This window comes from Zhongshania aquimaris, from assembly GCF_019312595.1.
GTDB classification, from domain to species: domain Bacteria; phylum Pseudomonadota; class Gammaproteobacteria; order Pseudomonadales; family Spongiibacteraceae; genus Spongiibacter; species Spongiibacter aquimaris.
This window is the reverse complement of the sequence record NZ_JAHWDQ010000002.1, coordinates 202,329-218,233: the sequence shown is the minus strand read 5'-3', so window position 1 is coordinate 218,233 and position 15,905 is coordinate 202,329. Positions and strand designations below refer to the sequence as shown.

General features: G+C 50.4%; 14 protein-coding genes. 10 read left to right on the top strand and 4 right to left on the bottom strand.

The annotated features are described in order from the left end of the window. Positions 1-5 precede the first annotated feature (5 nt). The 3 genes from KXJ70_RS09785 to KXJ70_RS09775 form a co-directional block, all read right to left on the bottom strand. Positions 6-572, bottom strand: a complete 567-nt coding sequence (locus KXJ70_RS09785; protein ID WP_219043323.1) for an L-threonylcarbamoyladenylate synthase — start codon at positions 570-572, stop codon at positions 6-8. A 163-nt stretch (positions 573-735) separates the two neighbouring features. Continuing rightward, positions 736-1,821: a DNA-processing protein DprA gene (gene dprA / locus KXJ70_RS09780; RefSeq protein ID WP_219043322.1), complete on the bottom strand. Its 1,086-nt coding sequence runs from the start codon at positions 1,819-1,821 to the stop codon at positions 736-738. 54 nt (positions 1,822-1,875) lie between these two features. Next, on the bottom strand, positions 1,876-2,901 hold the full coding sequence (locus KXJ70_RS09775; protein ID WP_219043321.1) for a LysM peptidoglycan-binding domain-containing protein: 1,026 nt from the start codon (positions 2,899-2,901) through the stop codon (positions 1,876-1,878). A gap of 187 nt (positions 2,902-3,088) precedes the next feature. On the opposite strand from KXJ70_RS09775, the gene def reads away from it, so the two are divergent. The 8 genes from def to KXJ70_RS09735 all read left to right on the top strand — a co-directional run bounded on the left by def (position 3,089) and on the right by KXJ70_RS09735 (position 11,900). Continuing rightward, positions 3,089-3,598: a peptide deformylase gene (gene def, locus KXJ70_RS09770; protein WP_219043320.1), complete on the top strand. Its 510-nt coding sequence runs from the start codon at positions 3,089-3,091 to the stop codon at positions 3,596-3,598. After that, positions 3,595-4,581, top strand: coding sequence for a methionyl-tRNA formyltransferase (gene fmt / locus KXJ70_RS09765; protein WP_219043319.1), 987 nt, complete (start codon positions 3,595-3,597; stop codon positions 4,579-4,581). Before def ends, fmt begins: the two co-directional genes overlap by 4 nt. After that, a complete protein-coding gene (gene rsmB / locus KXJ70_RS09760; RefSeq protein WP_219043318.1) occupies positions 4,578-5,873 on the top strand; it encodes a 16S rRNA (cytosine(967)-C(5))-methyltransferase RsmB in 1,296 nt (431 codons plus the stop codon). The genes fmt and rsmB overlap by 4 nt, the downstream gene beginning before the upstream one ends. A gap of 144 nt (positions 5,874-6,017) precedes the next feature. Further along, positions 6,018-7,391 (top strand): Trk system potassium transporter TrkA, encoded by a 1,374-nt coding sequence (gene trkA, locus KXJ70_RS09755; protein ID WP_219043317.1) that lies wholly within the window; start codon positions 6,018-6,020, stop codon positions 7,389-7,391. A 37-nt stretch (positions 7,392-7,428) separates the two neighbouring features. Next, positions 7,429-8,877 carry a TrkH family potassium uptake protein gene (locus tag KXJ70_RS09750; RefSeq protein WP_219043316.1) on the top strand — a complete coding sequence of 483 codons (1,449 nt, stop codon included), beginning with the start codon at positions 7,429-7,431 and terminating at the stop codon, positions 8,875-8,877. Positions 8,878-8,879: 2 nt separating this feature from the next. Next, a complete protein-coding gene (locus KXJ70_RS09745) occupies positions 8,880-9,488 on the top strand; it encodes a class I SAM-dependent methyltransferase (RefSeq protein ID WP_219043315.1) in 609 nt (202 codons plus the stop codon). A 47-nt stretch (positions 9,489-9,535) separates the two neighbouring features. After that, the gene (locus tag KXJ70_RS09740) at positions 9,536-11,416 is read left to right on the top strand and encodes a putative bifunctional diguanylate cyclase/phosphodiesterase (RefSeq protein WP_219043314.1); all 1,881 of its coding nucleotides are present in this window, start codon (positions 9,536-9,538) and stop codon (positions 11,414-11,416) included. A gap of 196 nt (positions 11,417-11,612) precedes the next feature. Further along, positions 11,613-11,900, top strand: a complete 288-nt coding sequence (locus KXJ70_RS09735; RefSeq protein WP_219043313.1) for a YebG family protein — start codon at positions 11,613-11,615, stop codon at positions 11,898-11,900. Between the two features lie 30 nt (positions 11,901-11,930). Here the strand turns inward: KXJ70_RS09735 and djlA are convergent, their stop codons facing one another. Further along, complete coding sequence (djlA, locus tag KXJ70_RS09730) at positions 11,931-12,713, bottom strand: co-chaperone DjlA (RefSeq protein WP_219043312.1); 783 nt, start codon at positions 12,711-12,713, stop codon at positions 11,931-11,933. A gap of 137 nt (positions 12,714-12,850) precedes the next feature. Between djlA and glyQ the strand changes: the two genes are divergently transcribed. Both glyQ and glyS read left to right on the top strand, forming a co-directional pair. Then, a complete protein-coding gene (gene glyQ / locus KXJ70_RS09725; protein WP_219043311.1) occupies positions 12,851-13,789 on the top strand; it encodes a glycine--tRNA ligase subunit alpha in 939 nt (312 codons plus the stop codon). Next, the gene (glyS, locus tag KXJ70_RS09720) at positions 13,789-15,876 is read left to right on the top strand and encodes a glycine--tRNA ligase subunit beta (protein WP_219043310.1); all 2,088 of its coding nucleotides are present in this window, start codon (positions 13,789-13,791) and stop codon (positions 15,874-15,876) included. The genes glyQ and glyS overlap by 1 nt, the downstream gene beginning before the upstream one ends. The last annotated feature ends 29 nt before the right edge of the window (positions 15,877-15,905 follow it).

Below are 15,905 nucleotides of genomic sequence, written 5' to 3'. Positions count from 1 at the left end.
TCGTCTCAAGCCCCACGCAAATACTCACCGCTCAGTGCATCGCGAATATCGGTAGGCTGAGCCAAGGCGCCGGTACGACCGGGCACGTAGCAATCAATTTGTGAACGGAAATAGTGTTGAGCTTCAAACTGTGTTCTTGCGGGCTCGCGCCCTGCGGGATTAGCCGACGTAGAGACTAAACAGGTATTCGCGGCACGACAGAGCGCCGACGTAAGTGGGTGGTCACTAACACGAATAGCCACGCTATGATGACGGCCGCGAATCCACTCCGGCGCCCAGCCAAAATCTGGCACTACCCATGTGTGAGGGCCGGGCCAGCTCGCTTCGACAGTTTCACGAATGGTATCAGGTAGGTTTACTAGTATTGACTCGAACCGCGCTGTGCAATCCGCCACCAATACTAAGCCTTTGGCAGGGTCGCGCTTTTTCATTTGCAGGATTTGGGTGACCGCGGCGCGATCCCAAGGCACGCAAGCTAAACCCCACACCGCTTCGGTTGGGTGGCTGACAACAGCACCTGCTCGCAGCAAGGCGGCGGCGCGGCGCAGCCGATAGGAATCTGGCAAGGCCATAACAATAGATCCGCATAGTGATTGGCGAAAGCGACAAAATGCGGCCAAAGTATACCCGTTTTTATAGATCAATGAGCTGTAAATTGCAGAAGTAGCACAGGATAAAAGAGAGGAAATAATGCTCACTATGAAAACCCGAATGTCGATAGCTATAATCCTCGCGCTATCGACATCGCTGCCAACCTCCGTGAAGCTGCTCCACCCAGCCCTCCACCTCTAAATCACTTAAGTCAGCAAGTAGCTCAGTTACCCCAAGACCAGAATGCTGAACGAGCTCGTCTAATGATAATGGTTCATAGCCCAATGCGTCGTAGACTTGAGAATGCAAACAAGGCCCAGGGTGTTTGCCTGCAGCCGGCTCAGCGGCCGCCACACTAGTCCAAGCTGAAAATTCCTCTACGATATCCGCGAGGGTTTCCACTAATTTAGCGCCTTGTTTGATCAGGGCATTGCAACCGCGGCTAGCGGGATTATGAATTGAACCCGGAATGGCAAACACCTCGCGGTTCTGCTCCAGGGCTTGCCGAGCGGTGATTAGCGAACCGCTATGCCTTGCCGCTTCGACGACCAAAACGCCTAAGCTCATTCCGCTAATTAGCCGGTTTCGACGGGGAAATTGATGACGCAGAGGCGGACTGCCCAAGGGGAGCTCGCTCAATAGCAAGCCCTCGATCCCTATTTGCTGGTAAAGCGCCGCATTACTGCGAGGATAACAATGATCCACTCCGGTTCCCAATACTGCAACTGTAGAAGCGGGGCTCGCAATCGCGCCCATATGAGCCGCAGCATCGACACCCAAAGCCAAGCCACTGACAACCGTAAAACCAGCCTGACCCAACGCTCCAGCAAACGCTTGAGCGTCTGCTCTGCCCATGCGGCTAGGACGGCGACTGCCGACTACCGCAAACAGAACCTGACTCAGCAATTCACGACGACCTCGGTAGTAGAGCAGTGGCGGCGGATCGTGAATTTCCTTGAGCAGGGCAGGGTAGTCGTCGTCATGCATGCACAGAACGTCGGCATTGGCGCTATTTAAGGTGTCATCGACTGCGCCGTGATCGGGCGCCAGCAACTGCTTTTGTAAGCGGTGCCGTCGGCTCGAACTGATGCCCAAATGCTCGTGCATAGCCTTAGGCAATTCAAAGATTGATTGAGGTGTTTCGCAGATTGTCATCACATGGCGAAAATTCGCCGGTGCTAACGCTAATATTTGCTGGGCCTGAAGCCAGCGACGAGCAAGTATTTCCACATTCGCATCCTTGCGCACAGTGGTGGGGCTGCACTTAGCAGCCCAGGGATTTCATCACGGGTTTTTAACTAAATCACCCACTTTTAACGGCTGTTCAGCTTTCAACACCAGGGCATAGCTCACACGATCAAAGGTGCGGAACACCATAAGAATACCGGAGCGCACATCTGGCGCTTTTACTCGCTCGTTAGTGATGGGGTCGGTAACGACCACCCCCGTCGAGTAAATTGCCAACACATCACCAGCCTCAAGCTGACTCTGGTCGCCCAAATTTAAGGTCACCACATCTAAACTGCCGATCTGGGTTAAACCACCCTCGACGGCGATAATAAAACCATCGGTGTTCTGCGCTGGAGCCTTGGGCTCAAAGCGAGCGTGCAGGTGACGCACTTCCATCGGCAGGAATCGATCGGCGCGGCGAATTTCCTGGGTACTGCGGTTAAGCGTCAAGGTCGCAACGTCTTTTTCGGTAGCCAGCAAATTTGCCGTACCAATATCGGTTGCCTCAACGCCCAAAATTTCACCGGTTTGCGGATCTTGGTATACCTGACCACGGCGATAAACACCGTAGGTTTCGTCTTTGCTGAAGTCGCCACGGCCTAGAATCTGATCACCCGCACCGGCAACGATATTGCCCCGTTTGCCGGCGAGTACATAAGGCGCCTGCTCTAGCTCGGCGTCGGTCACGACACGGCTGCGCGTTAGAAAGGGCGCAATCACATCTAATGGGATAGCGGGAATCGCATCAGTGATGTCTGAAATACGCATCTCTGGTGTCAGCTTAACCACGCTGTTATTTGGCATCGAATCTCGCACCAGCACCGGCTTGCCATTCACCCACATTAGCTTCAACACGTCGCCAGGATAAATTAAATGCGGGTTCTTTACCTGCGGGTTGTAATACCAAAGCTCTGGCCAAAACCAAGGGTCGTTCAGGAACATGCCCGAAATATCCCACAGCGTATCGCCTTTTTTAACCACATAGGTTTGCGGATGACCAGCTTTCAACGTGAGCACGTCACCGGCTTGGACAAACGCCATCATCAGCCCCAGACAAAGCCCCAATACCGTGTTCTTCATAATTAAATCCTATTACTCTCTAAACTGGCCGCCAGCAAATGGCAAGAATCAGGCATTTCTTATTCGCTCTCTGTATAATATAGAGGATACGCTGCAACAGGCGAATAATTTGTAGGCGAAAATGTCTACTCAATCATTATCTTAGCAATAGTTACACAACTTACACGATAAATGGTTAAGAACTACTATGGCTGTACTTGAAATTCTTGAATTTCCCGACTCAAGACTCCGAACAGTGGCAAAACCGGTAAAGAATGTCGATGATCGCATCCGCACCCTCATCGATGACATGTTCGAAACAATGTACGATGCACCGGGTATCGGCCTCGCTGCAAGTCAAATCGACGTCCACGAACAAATTGTTGTTATCGATGTAAGCGAAGACCGCAGTGAACCACTGGTGTTTATCAACCCAGAGATAAGCGTGCTCGATCAAGAAATTTTTGAATACGATGAAGGCTGTCTATCGGTACCCGGCTTCTACGAAACGGTGGCGCGACCGCAGCATATCCGCGTAAAGGCCTTAGATCGCAATGGCGAGTCTTTTGTGATGGAGCCAGAGGGCTTATTGGCGGTTTGCATTCAACATGAGAATGACCACCTCTTAGGCAAGCTTTTTGTCGATTACATCTCACCGCTGAAACGCAATCGTATCCGCGGCAAAATGGAAAAACTCCACAAGCAAAAATCGTCATGAGCACACCGTCACTGCGACTGATATTTGCAGGCACCCCTGATTTTGCCGCCCAGCATTTACAGGCTCTTATCGACGACGGTACGCACCACATCGTCGCCGTGTACAGCCAACCCGACCGCCCCGCGGGGCGCGGCAAAAAAACGCTGCCCAGCGCAGTGAAAGTATGTGCCGAAGCGGCGGGCATCCCCGTATATCAACCAATAAATTTCAAGGACGGCGCAGATCGCGACACCCTTGCCAGTCATCACGCAGACTTAATGATTGTGGTCGCCTATGGTCTGTTGCTACCCCAAAGTGTATTGGATATACCGCGCCTGGGCTGTGTGAATGTGCACGGGTCACTGCTGCCACGCTGGCGCGGTGCGGCGCCAATCCAGCGCGCAATTGAAGCCGGCGACCAAACAACGGGAATCACCATTATGCAAATGGATGTCGGGCTCGACACCGGCGCCATGCTACGTAAAGTTGAATGTGCCATTCTCCCTACCGACTCCGCCGCAAACGTGTTTGCGCGCCTGGCTGACATTGGCGGCCCGGCATTAATAGATAGTATTGGGGATCTCGCACAGGGCAAAGCGCAGCCAGAAAGCCAGGATGACAGCCTTAGTAATTACGCAGCTAAAATTGGCAAGGCGGAGGCTGAAATTGACTGGCGGCAAGATGCCAATGTGCTAGATCGCAAAATCAGAGCCTTCAACCCCTTCCCGATATGTTTTACCCGATTCGCCGACGGCAAAAATGATGAGCGTATAAAAATTTGGCGTGCCGAAGCCCTTGCGACGCATCAACACACGGGGGCGCCGGGCGAAATTCTCGGCGCCGATAAATCAGGCATCACCATCGCCTGCGGTATTGGTGCACTGCGTATTCTCGATTTACAGATGCCCGGCGGCAAAGTGCTGGCAGCGCGCGATATTCTCAATGCACGCGCCGCACAATTTAGCCCAAGCACGTTAATGGCATCGCCAACAGGCACACTATGAAATGTCCACGGGTTGCCGCCGCACGCTGCTTGGCAAATATCGAGCAAGAGGGCAGCTCACTGTCCCGTGTTTTAACTCGGGTAGAACAAGACCTAGATCCATCGCAACGCTCACTTTACCGCGAACTCTGTTACGGTACTCTGCGGTTTTACTGGAAGCTAGACGCTGCTCTCAAACCATTCTTTAGCAAAGCCCTAAAAGCGAAAGACAGCGACGTAAAAATGCTCATTTACGTTGGCGCCTACCAACTTTTTTACACACGTATTCCGCCGCACGCCGCCATTAATAGCAGCGTGGAAGGTTGTCGTACCTTAGGTAAGAAGTGGGCATCGGGTATGGCAAATGCGATCTTGCGCCGCTGCCAGCGCGAACACGATAGCTTATTCACAACACTGAGCCCCGCTGCAGAGGCGGCATTTCCAAGGTGGTTATTCGACTCACTGCAATCCACTTGGCCGGAACAGCTTCAGGCCATCGTGGACGCCAGCAATGCCCACCCGCCATTTTGCCTGCGGGTAAACGCCCTGCATCAAAGCCGCGACAGTTATTTAAACATACTGGCGGACGCTGACATCGCAGCGACAGCCTGCGACTTTGCTGGCAGCGGTATCCGCCTTGAGCACGCCGTCAGCGTTGATAGCTTGCCGGGCTTCCGCGATGGCCATGCTAGCGTGCAGGACGAAGCGGCCCAATTATGCACCGACTTGCTTGAACTAAGCCCAGGCTTACGAGTCCTCGACGCCTGTGCAGCACCGGGTGGCAAAACCGGCGCAATCCTAGAATGCCAACCCAAATTAGCGGAGCTTGTCGCCTTAGAAATAGACGAGCAGCGGCTAAGCCGTATTCAAGATAATCTTGATCGCCTACAACTAAACGCGACCATGGTATGCGCAGATGCGGTCGATACCGACGTATGGTGGGACGGCAAACACTTTGACCGCATACTACTCGACGCACCCTGTTCAGCAACCGGCGTTATTCGCCGCAATCCCGATATCAAGCTGAATCGGCTCGCAACAGATATAGCGCCCTTAGTGGCGCTACAGTCGACACTGCTAGATAAGCTGTGGGCGTGCTTAAAGCCGGAGGGCGCTTTTGTTTACGCCACCTGCTCTTTACTACCCGCAGAAAACATTGAGCAAATAAGTGGGTTTCTGAACCGTCACGAAGACGCCGAATTAGTACCTATCACGGCAAAGTGGGGAGTAGATCAAGGCGGATGCCGCCAGCTATTTCCGCAAATTGACGGGCACGATGGCTTCTTTTACGCAAAGTTTCGTAAAAAACCCTGATCACGGCTATTGAGTGCGGAACCCCTGCGCCGCACAATGACAGCCTAAACACTATTAGCTATTTCCACCGCAAGCGCATTACCATCGCTGCGGTATTTTTCTCAGGCACAAACCGATAACAGGCAGCGCAGGCGACCTAGACCAATGAAAATCATTATCCTCGGCGCGGGGCAGGTAGGCGGCACATTAGCCGCGAACCTCGCCAGTGAACACAATGACATCACGGTTGTTGATAAAGACCCCGATCGCCTTAGGGAGCTGCAAGATCGTCTCGACATCGGCACAGTAACAGGCCAGGCTTCGCACCCCGATGTGCTAGCCAGAGCTGGTGCGGCAGACGCCGACTTACTTATCGCAGTGACCAATAGCGACGAAATTAACATGGTCGCCTGTCAGGTGGCTTACACCCTGTTTCGCACCCCCACCAAAATTTCTCGGATCCGCTCTAACGCTTACACCAGTGTGGAAAAGCTGTTTGGCAACGACGCCATTCCCATCGACGTTTTTATCAGCCCGGAAGAACTGGTGACTCGCTATATTAAGCGCCTATTGCAGTACCCCGGTTCACTGCAGGTGCTCGATTTCGCCGACGGTAAAGTTCAGTTAGTGGGCGTAAAGGCCTATTACGGCGGCCCCTTGGTCGGTAACGAGCTCGCCGCTATTCGCGATCACATGCCCACCATCGACACCCGCGTCGCCGCTATTTTCCGGCGCGGAACAGCGATTCTACCCAGTGGCGACACCGTGGTTGAAGCGGGCGACGAGGTATTTTTTATCGCCGCCAAAAAGAACGTGATGCCGGTTATGAGTGAACTGCGCCGTTTAGACACGCCCTATAAGCGCTTGGTTATTGCCGGTGGCGGCAATATTGGAGAGCGGCTAGCTAGATCTGTAGAAAACCGTTATCACGTGAAGATTATTGAGCGCAGCTATGATCGCTGTCGCGCGCTGTCAGAGCAGTTATCTAAGGCCATCGTGCTGCATGGCAGCGCCTCTGATCACGACTTGCTCGCGCAGGAAAACATTGAAGAGACCGATGTGTTTCTTGCTCTCACCAATGACGACGAAGCGAATATCATGTCGTCACTGCTCGCCAAACGCATGGGCGCCAGAAAAGTAATTACCTTAATCACCAACCCTGCCTATGTCGACTTGGTTCAAGGGGGCGACATTGATATCGCGCTTTCTCCACAGCAAATTACCATCGGCAGCTTGCTCACCCACGTCCGTCGCGGCGATATTTACAATGTTCACTCATTGCGGCGCGGCGCGGCAGAGGCGTTGGAGATTATCGCCCACGGCGACAACCGCTCCTCGAAAGTAGTCGGCCGCAGACTCGATGAAATTGTGCTGCCAGACGGCGTAAGCATTGGTGCGCTGGTCCGCGGTGATGATGTCATGATCGCCCACAGCCATTTATTAGTTGAGTCGGAAGACCATTTGATTTTATTCCTCGTTGATAAAAGTAAAATCAAAATGGTTGAGAAGCTATTCCAAGTCGGATTTACCTTCTTCTAATGACCAAGAAATTCCCCACTAGCTGGGGCAAAAATCTATGCACCTAAGAATCATTTGCCGAATTATCGGCGTGCTGCTGATGATATTCAGTTTGACGATGGCGGTTCCGGCCATCCTCTCTCTGTGGCTGAGCGACGGCGCGCTGAATGCCTTTGTCACCGCCTTTGCCGTGACGTTCAGCAGTGGTTTGGCACTCTGGCTAGGAAATCTAAAACAGCAGAGTGAGCTGAGCATTCGCGATGGCTTCCTCGTGGTGTCGCTGTTCTGGACCGTACTAGGTCTGTTCGGTGCTCTGCCATTTTATCTCGCCGAAGACCCAGGCCTATCGATAAGCAATGCGGTGTTTGAGTCCATCTCGGGCCTTACAACAACCGGGGCTACGGTAATAACCGGCTTAGATGAGCTACCCATATCTATCTTGTTTTACCGGCAGTTTTTACAGTGGCTGGGCGGCATAGGGATCATCGTTATCGCGGTCGCAATTCTACCCATACTGGGTATCGGTGGCATGCAGCTGTATCGCGCCGAAACACCAGGGCCGGTGAAGGACAATAAACTCACACCGCGGATTACCGGCACCGCGAAAGTGCTATTCCTAATGTACGTGTCACTCACCTTGGTGTGTACGCTGGCCTATTGGCTGGCCGGTATGAGCTTTTTCGACGCGTTAACCCACTCATTTTCCACGGTCGCCATTGGCGGGTTTTCGACCCACGACGCCAGCATGGGATACTTTCAAAGCCCTTTAATACTGATGATTTGCAGCGGGTTTATGCTTTTCGCGGCGTTGAGTTTCACCATTCACTTTCACGCGTGGCGGTCACGCTCAATACGCCACTACTTAAACGACGCTGAAACCCGCTTTTATCTGGCCGTGATTGGCATATCCACGCTCACCATTTCGGTCTATCTATTTTACAGCGGCACCTACGAGCTTCAGGACAGCTTTATTCACGGCATTTTCCACACGATTTCCGTGATCACCACCTCGGGCTTCGGCGCTGAAGACTTCTCAATATGGCCAAGCTTTTTGCCCGTTGCCGTTATTATGCTGTCTTTTATCGGGGGCTGTGCAGGATCAACCGGCGGCGGCATGAAAGCCGTTCGCGTCATGCTAGTTGCCAAACAAGGAATACGGGAGATGAAACAGCTCATTCACCCCAACGCCGTTATTCCCTTAAAAATAGGCAGTCACCGTGTAGAAGCCAAAATTGTCAGCGCGGTATGGAGTTTTGTTGGCGTTTACATGATCTCCTTTATCATTATCACCCTGGCGATGATGGCCTGCGGCCTCGACTCCATCAGCGCATTTTCGGCTACGGCAGCCGCGATTAACAATATGGGCCCTGGCCTAGGTGAAGTTGCAGCCAGTTACCGCAGCGTGAGCGATACCGGCAAATGGATTCTGTGCTACGCCATGCTGTTAGGACGTTTAGAGATCTTCACCCTCTTAGTACTACTCATGCCTTCTTTCTGGCGCCGTTAGACATGCCAAGCACAAATAGCGAAGCCAGCCGGATAAAGTGGAATAACCGTCACAGTGACCGCGAAGTTTCCGGCACCGCCTGCGAGGTGCTACAGCAACATATTTCCTTAGCGCCTCAAACGGGCAGCGCCCTCGATCTGGCGTGTGGACTTGGGCGAAACGCCCTTTTGCTTGCTCGTCACGGCCTAGCGTGCGAGGCAGTAGACATATCAGATATCGCGATCTCCAAGCTAAATGACTACGCCAACGAGCACAAATTGGCGGTAACAGGGCGCTGTGCAGACATTGAAAATGATGGTTTCGTTAACAAGCGCTACGACGTGATTGTGGTGAGTTATTTCTTATACCGACCACTATTCCAAGCGATCGAAAAAGCACTAAAGCCGGGTGGTCTGCTATTTTATCAAACCTTTGTGCAGACTAAGGCCACAGGATCGGAGGTAATAGATACTGGTCCCAGCAATTCGAATTACTATCTTGAGGAAAATGAACTTCGCGCACAGTTCAAAGATTTAGAAATACGCTATTATCAAGAAACAAGGCTTCAGCAAAACAGCAAACCGGTAGCAATGCTTGTTGCAAGAAAAATAACAGACCGCAATACTAACTAAACTAGCTGCCGAATATTTGTACTAAGGCAATCTTAAAAGAGCAAATAATGCCGTATCTTGTTCTCGCCATCGCATTCATCGTATCTGCCGCCCTATCAGCGGTGGCATATTTTGTTGTAGAAACACCATACAACCCAGCTCTACTCATGCTGGCAACGCTTATCGCGTGCACAAGCATCATCGCCTTATTTCTTAGCCGTATTTTAGATCGTCAGTACAAACTGCGCGATCAACTACTCCTAAAAAACGAACAACAGCGCCTGCTCATAGCACATAGCTCTTCAGCCCTGCTGCTCTTAGACGACAAACTTAATATTGAGTTTATCAATACCCATCACGCCTCTTTTCAAAAAATGAAAACGAGCAATTACAGTGAAGCTTCGCTTACAAAAATTTGGCAGGACAACATTCCAGAAGAGACCCGCCTGCATGTGGAGCAAGCTATTTTTGACAAACGCGAATGGCGCGGTGAACTGCGTTTTGGACGCTCACAAAATAACGAATACCTCGCGACGACCATAACCCCTATTTTAGATGAACGCGGGCAGCTGTCTCGGGTTGCTATTCGCGCAGAAGATATTTCTGAACACAAAGCCATCGAAGATAGATTATTTATACGCGAAAACTACAATGTACTTACCGGTCTCCCAAATCGACATTTCGCCCTGCGTGCCTTGCATACATCTATCCACGACCAAAGCGATATCGATAAAGGCTTTATTCTTATTCATATCGATCTAGATCGTATTCGCTTTATCAATGACTCTCTAGGCCACCAAGTCGTCGATAAAATCTTTATTGAAACCACAGAGAGACTTAGGCGCAGCGTTAGTGACGATCAGGTTCTTACGCACTTAGGTGCCGACGAATTCTTAATTATTTTAAATCCAGAATGCTGTACAAATGAGGCAGAAATTCTTGCAGAAACCTTGCTTGATCGCTGTCGAGAACCGTTTTATATCAATCACAACGAAATTAATCTTTCCGCCAGTATTGGTCTGTGCAAATACCCCGAAGATGGCTCAGACGCCCCCCTGTTAATGCGGCGGGCGGAGGCGGCCATGTTCAGTGCCAAAGAAAAAGGCGGCGATCGTTTTAGTTTTTATGAAGAGGGTATGAGCAGCGAAACTGAACTTCGTCTAGAGATGGAAAATCAACTACGTCATGCCATCGACCGCAACGAACTTAATCTTTACTTTCAACCCGTCATCCATTTACAGAGCAACACGCTAAGGGGGGTTGAAGTCCTACTTAGATGGCAAAATGCTAATTTAAACAACCCAGGCCCGGATCAATTTATTCCCGTTGCTGAGCAGAGTGGTTTAATTGTTGGCATTGGTAAATGGGTGCTCGAAAATGCCTGCAAGCAAATTGTGTCATGGTCTAAATCCGGTTTACCGCAGTTGACTGTTGCAATTAATATTTCTGCAAAACAATTTACTGATGGCGACATTGTTGAAAACGTTCGCTATGCCTTGCAACAAAGTGGCCTTCCCGCCGCGCAGTTAGAGCTAGAAATTACCGAAGGTTTACTCATAAATGACACGCCGGAAATTCGCGATACATTTGCGCAACTTAAAAATTTGGGGGTTCATTTATCGCTCGATGATTTTGGTACCGGCTACGCTTCGCTTAGCTATCTCAAACGCTACCCCTTTGACACATTAAAAATTGACCGCAGCTTTGTTCATGACATCGACAGCTGCAACGACAGTGTGACCCTTACCAACGCGATCATTGCCATGGGCCACAGTTTCAACATGACGGTTATTGCCGAAGGCGTGGAAAACCTAAACCAACGTCGCATACTCCGAGAGCGGCATTGCGATATGATACAGGGCTTTCTCTATTCGCCGCCGCTGCCCGCAGAGCAATTTGTATCTTGGGCGACACGCTACGCCGAAATGCAGCGCACGCAACACGTCTAATTGGCCCTTATTTGCCTAAAGAAACAATATGGTTTCGGTAAGCTTGCCTTTCCATACCTCTGCAATCTCACATCAATCAAAGTAATGAATACCAAGAGCTGTGCTGTATTTGCGCATTATGTCTTGCATGAAAAGCTGTATTTATATACAGTACGGGCCAGAGTTAATATCCTTAAAAAATCAAACGAGGTGAAATATGGCGGTAGTAGCCAAGTGGATGTGCGATAGGGACAACAGTATGTTTGACAACAAAAAAGATGCCGACGCCTACGACAAAATGTTGGAGTTGGCAGAGGGTTTCAGTGCATTACTGCAACAACATATTCCCGATGTTGATGAAACGAAAGCTGAAGAATTTGGCATTTTCCTCGCCAAAAACAAAGAAGCTATTATGCAAGCCTGCAAGGGTAGGGTAGAGGCACTCGAGGAAATAGACTCGCAAGCCATCGATAATGTGCGTCCTTTGTCAGCCCAAGCCAGCTAATCATAAGCTGGCCCGACAGGCGGAATTGCATCAGGAGCCGCGACTTTTCTTAATTAAGTCGTAGGCTGCCTGAATTTCCTGTGCCTTCTCCGTTGCAATTTTTAACATATCTTCAGGAACACCTTTAGCAATTAGCTTATCTGGATGGTGCTGGCTCATTAGCTTGCGATAGGCGCGCTTTAGCTCCGCATCGGATATGGAGTCGTCAACACCGATAGCCTGATATGCCTTCTTAAGCTCTAAACCGCTGTTACTTTGAGCGGAACCGCCGCTATGAAACTGACGCTGGGCCATCACCATGTCTATTAAACGCTGAAACTCGGCAGCCGGCATACCCAAGTATTTTGCCACTAAGGTAACGATATCCCGCTCAGCGCTTGCCATCTCGCCGTCTGCCAGCGCCATGGTCAACAACGCCTCTAGCAACATTTGGCGAAGCAAGGTCTGACTTTTTGCCACCTGCATAAAATCAGACATCTGCGGCTCTAATTTAAAACTACTGTCACTGCCCTCTTTGAACTTATTAATTGCATCCTGACGACGAGCACCTGTTAAACCTAGCTGGCTGATAATTGCCTCTGCCTGCGCAACCTCAGATTCGCACACTCGGCCATCGGCCTTTGCGATATGACCCATGACACGAAACACGGTGTCGAAAAATACGCCTTGTACACGCTCACGCTCGGCTCCGTAATTGAAGCGCATCGCCTGACCTAAGCCACGGTCAAAAAATGTCCCTACGACAAATCCTAGGAGTGCTAGCAAAGGGCCACCGACCATAAAACCCAAAATCGCACCGATTATTTTCGCCATTCCACCCTGTCTCCCGCATATATGAACGCCGATAATAGCAAGTCCACCGCTACTACGACCAGAAACCACCTAAGTCTTAACGCAGCAGCTATCAAATCTGTATAATTCACCTCTTTATTTATTTCGTGGGGAAGGCCGTGAGTAAGGCAGACGTCAGCACCTTTCAGGGGCTAATTTTGGCATTGCAACAATATTGGGCAGAGCAGGGCTGTGTGCTACTTCAACCGCTCGACATGGAGGTTGGTGCAGGCACCTTCCACCCAGCCACGTTTTTGCGCGCTATTGGCCCAGAGACTTGGAATGCCGCCTACGTCCAGCCTTGCCGCAGACCCACCGACGGTCGCTACGGCACCAACCCCAATCGTCTGCAACACTACTATCAGTTTCAGGTCATTATGAAGCCGTCGCCCAGCAATATTCAGGATCTATATTTAGAATCCTTAAAAATGCTCGGCATCGACCCAGAAGTTCACGACATCCGTTTTGTAGAAGACAACTGGGAGTCGCCAACTTTGGGCGCCTGGGGCCTAGGCTGGGAGGTCTGGCTAAACGGCATGGAAGTTACCCAGTTCACGTACTTCCAACAAGTCGGCGGCTTAGAGTGCTACCCAGTTAGCGGCGAAATCACCTATGGCTTGGAACGAATTGCAATGTATCTGCAGGGCGTTGACAGTATTTACGATTTGGTCTGGACAAAGGGGCCTGCTGGCAACGTCAGCTACGGTGACGTGTTTCATCAAAACGAAGTTGAAATGTCGCACTTTAATTTTGAAGAGGCCGACGTCAGCCAGCTGTTCGCCCAATTTAATCATTGCGAAAAGGAAAGTGAGCGCCTTATCGAAAAGGGACTGCCGCTACCCGCTTACGAGATGGTGATGAAGGCGTCGCACGCATTTAATTTACTCGATGCGAGGCACGCCATTTCTGTAACGGAGCGACAACGCTTCATCCTGCGCGTTAGAAGCTTAGCTCGCGCGGTAGCACAAGCTTATTTCAACGCTCGCGAAGCACTCGGTTTTCCCTTGGCGCCGGAAAATTTACGCGCAGAATTTGCCGCCGCAAAGGAGAGTAAATAATGACTGCCCATCGCGATTTACTCATTGAAGTAGGCACCGAAGAATTACCACCAAAAGCCTTAAAGACTTTGTCGGCTGCATTCACCAATAGCATCAGTTCGCAACTTTCGAATCAGGCAATAAATTTTTCTGCCGCAAAAAGTTATGCCAGTCCGCGCCGACTTGCCGTACTACTATCTGATGTAGCTGAGACCTCCCCAGATAAAGAATTAGAAATTTGGGGCCCGCCGGTGAAGGTCGCTTTTGACGATGCAGGCAATGCAACCAATGCCGCGATAGCATTTGCAAAGAAGAATGCCATCGACATTGATGAACTCAGCAAGCACGTCGCTAACGACGGCAAGCAAGAAAAGCTGTGCTACCACGTTACCGCAAAAGGCGCGAACACCGCAGACCTTATTGCGAGTGTTATTGATGCCGCCTTAAACTCGCTGCCGATAGCAAAACGCATGCGCTGGGGCTCTTCGCGCACAGAATTCGTGCGGCCAATACAGTGGCTCGCTATCGTTTTTGGTGAAGAGCCCTTAGAGGAAAATATTTTTAATTTAATATCCTCAAATATTACCCGTGGCCACCGTTTCCACTGCAACAAAGAATTACGCATAAGCTCTGCAAATCAGTATGAAACCATTCTGAAAGAGCAGGGCAGTGTTATCGCCGACTTCCAGGTTCGCCAAGATATTATTCGCAGTCAAATTACTGAGCTGGGAAAAACACTCGGCGGTAACACAGTGATTAGCGATGATCTTCTCGATGAAGTAAGTGCGTTAGTAGAATGGCCGGTAGCATTGGCTGGTAGTTTTGAAGAACGCTTTCTTAAAGTGCCCGCTGAAGCGTTAATCTCCTCAATGAAAGAGCATCAGAAATACTTTCATGTTGTCGATGCTAACAATAAACTTATGCCGCACTTTATCACCGTGTCCAACATCGAAAGTCGCGAGCCTCAAAAAGTAATTGATGGCAACGAACGAGTGATACGCCCACGGCTAAGCGACGCCGCTTTTTTCTTTGAGACCGACTGCAAAACGAGTTTAGAAAAGCAGCGCGAAAAACTGCGCGCCATCGTGTTCCAGGACAAGCTGGGCACCATCTACGACAAAACCTGCCGTGTCGCTGAATTGAGCGTCGATATAGCGAAACTCATTGGCGCCAATCCAGAAGCGGCAAAGCGCGCAGCGGAACTATCTAAAAGTGATCTCGTTACCGACATGGTACTCGAGTTCGATGATATGCAGGGTATTGCCGGATATTACTATGCACAAAACGACGGTGAAGAAGCGGATGTGTCACTGAGCATGAACGAGCAATATATGCCGCGTTTTGCCGGTGACAGTCTGCCAACAACCGTCACCGGAACCGTCCTCGCGCTAGCTGATCGACTTGATACAATATCTGGCATTTTTGGTATTGGGCAAATACCAAGCGGATCAAAAGATCCCTTTGCATTACGTCGCGCCTCCCTGGGTGTACTGCGTATCATTGTTGAGAAAGATCTCAACCTGGACCTTGCCCATTTAGTTGATCTAGCCATCGCAAAGCACGGTAAATTCTCCGGTGATTCAACCTTAAAGGCCACCGTTGTGACTTACATTATTGATCGCTTACGCGCCGGCTACGAAGACCAGGGCATATCAGCAGAGGTGTTCTTGTCAGTAAGTGCTAAGCAACTAAGTCAACCGCTCGATATAGACAAGCGTATTAAAGCGGTACATACCTTTAATCAACTGGAAGAGGCCGCTGCGCTAGCCGCTGCCAACAAGCGGGTTTCTAATATACTCGCTAAAGCTGAGGGTGAAATCGCAGACACTATAAACTCTGATTTACTAGTCGAGGCTGCAGAGTCGACACTTGCGGAGCAATTGCTACGGCAACAAAGCAAGGTTTTACCTTTGTTTGCTGCTGGCGACTACGAAGGTGGCTTGAAGTCTTTGGCGTCGCTACAGTCTAGCGTGGATGCCTTCTTTGACCAGGTCATGGTCAACGCAGACGATGATGCATTGCGTAATAACCGCCTCGCCTTACTCAAGCAACTTCAAGGTCTATTCCTAGAGGTGGCGGATATTTCTTTATTAGTTGTAGGTAAATGATTTTCCTCCCTCACTAAAAAATGAGGGAG

Bases quoted from the DNA above. Each gene is read 5' to 3' on its own strand.
- KXJ70_RS09785 (WP_219043323.1), bottom strand. From the start codon at position 572: ATGGCCTTGCCAGATTCCTATCGGCTGCGCCGCGCCGCCGCCTTGCTG.
- KXJ70_RS09775 (WP_219043321.1), bottom strand. From the start codon at position 2,901: ATGAAGAACACGGTATTGGGGCTTTGTCTGGGGCTGATGATGGCGTTT.
- def (WP_219043320.1), top strand. From the start codon at position 3,089: ATGGCTGTACTTGAAATTCTTGAATTTCCCGACTCAAGACTCCGAACA.
- fmt (WP_219043319.1), top strand. From the start codon at position 3,595: ATGAGCACACCGTCACTGCGACTGATATTTGCAGGCACCCCTGATTTT.
- rsmB (WP_219043318.1), top strand. From the start codon at position 4,578: ATGAAATGTCCACGGGTTGCCGCCGCACGCTGCTTGGCAAATATCGAG.
- trkA (WP_219043317.1), top strand. From the start codon at position 6,018: ATGAAAATCATTATCCTCGGCGCGGGGCAGGTAGGCGGCACATTAGCC.
- KXJ70_RS09750 (WP_219043316.1), top strand. From the start codon at position 7,429: ATGCACCTAAGAATCATTTGCCGAATTATCGGCGTGCTGCTGATGATA.
- KXJ70_RS09745 (WP_219043315.1), top strand. From the start codon at position 8,880: ATGCCAAGCACAAATAGCGAAGCCAGCCGGATAAAGTGGAATAACCGT.
- KXJ70_RS09740 (WP_219043314.1), top strand. From the start codon at position 9,536: ATGCCGTATCTTGTTCTCGCCATCGCATTCATCGTATCTGCCGCCCTA.
- KXJ70_RS09735 (WP_219043313.1), top strand. From the start codon at position 11,613: ATGGCGGTAGTAGCCAAGTGGATGTGCGATAGGGACAACAGTATGTTT.
- djlA (WP_219043312.1), bottom strand. From the start codon at position 12,713: ATGGCGAAAATAATCGGTGCGATTTTGGGTTTTATGGTCGGTGGCCCT.
- glyS (WP_219043310.1), top strand. From the start codon at position 13,789: ATGACTGCCCATCGCGATTTACTCATTGAAGTAGGCACCGAAGAATTA.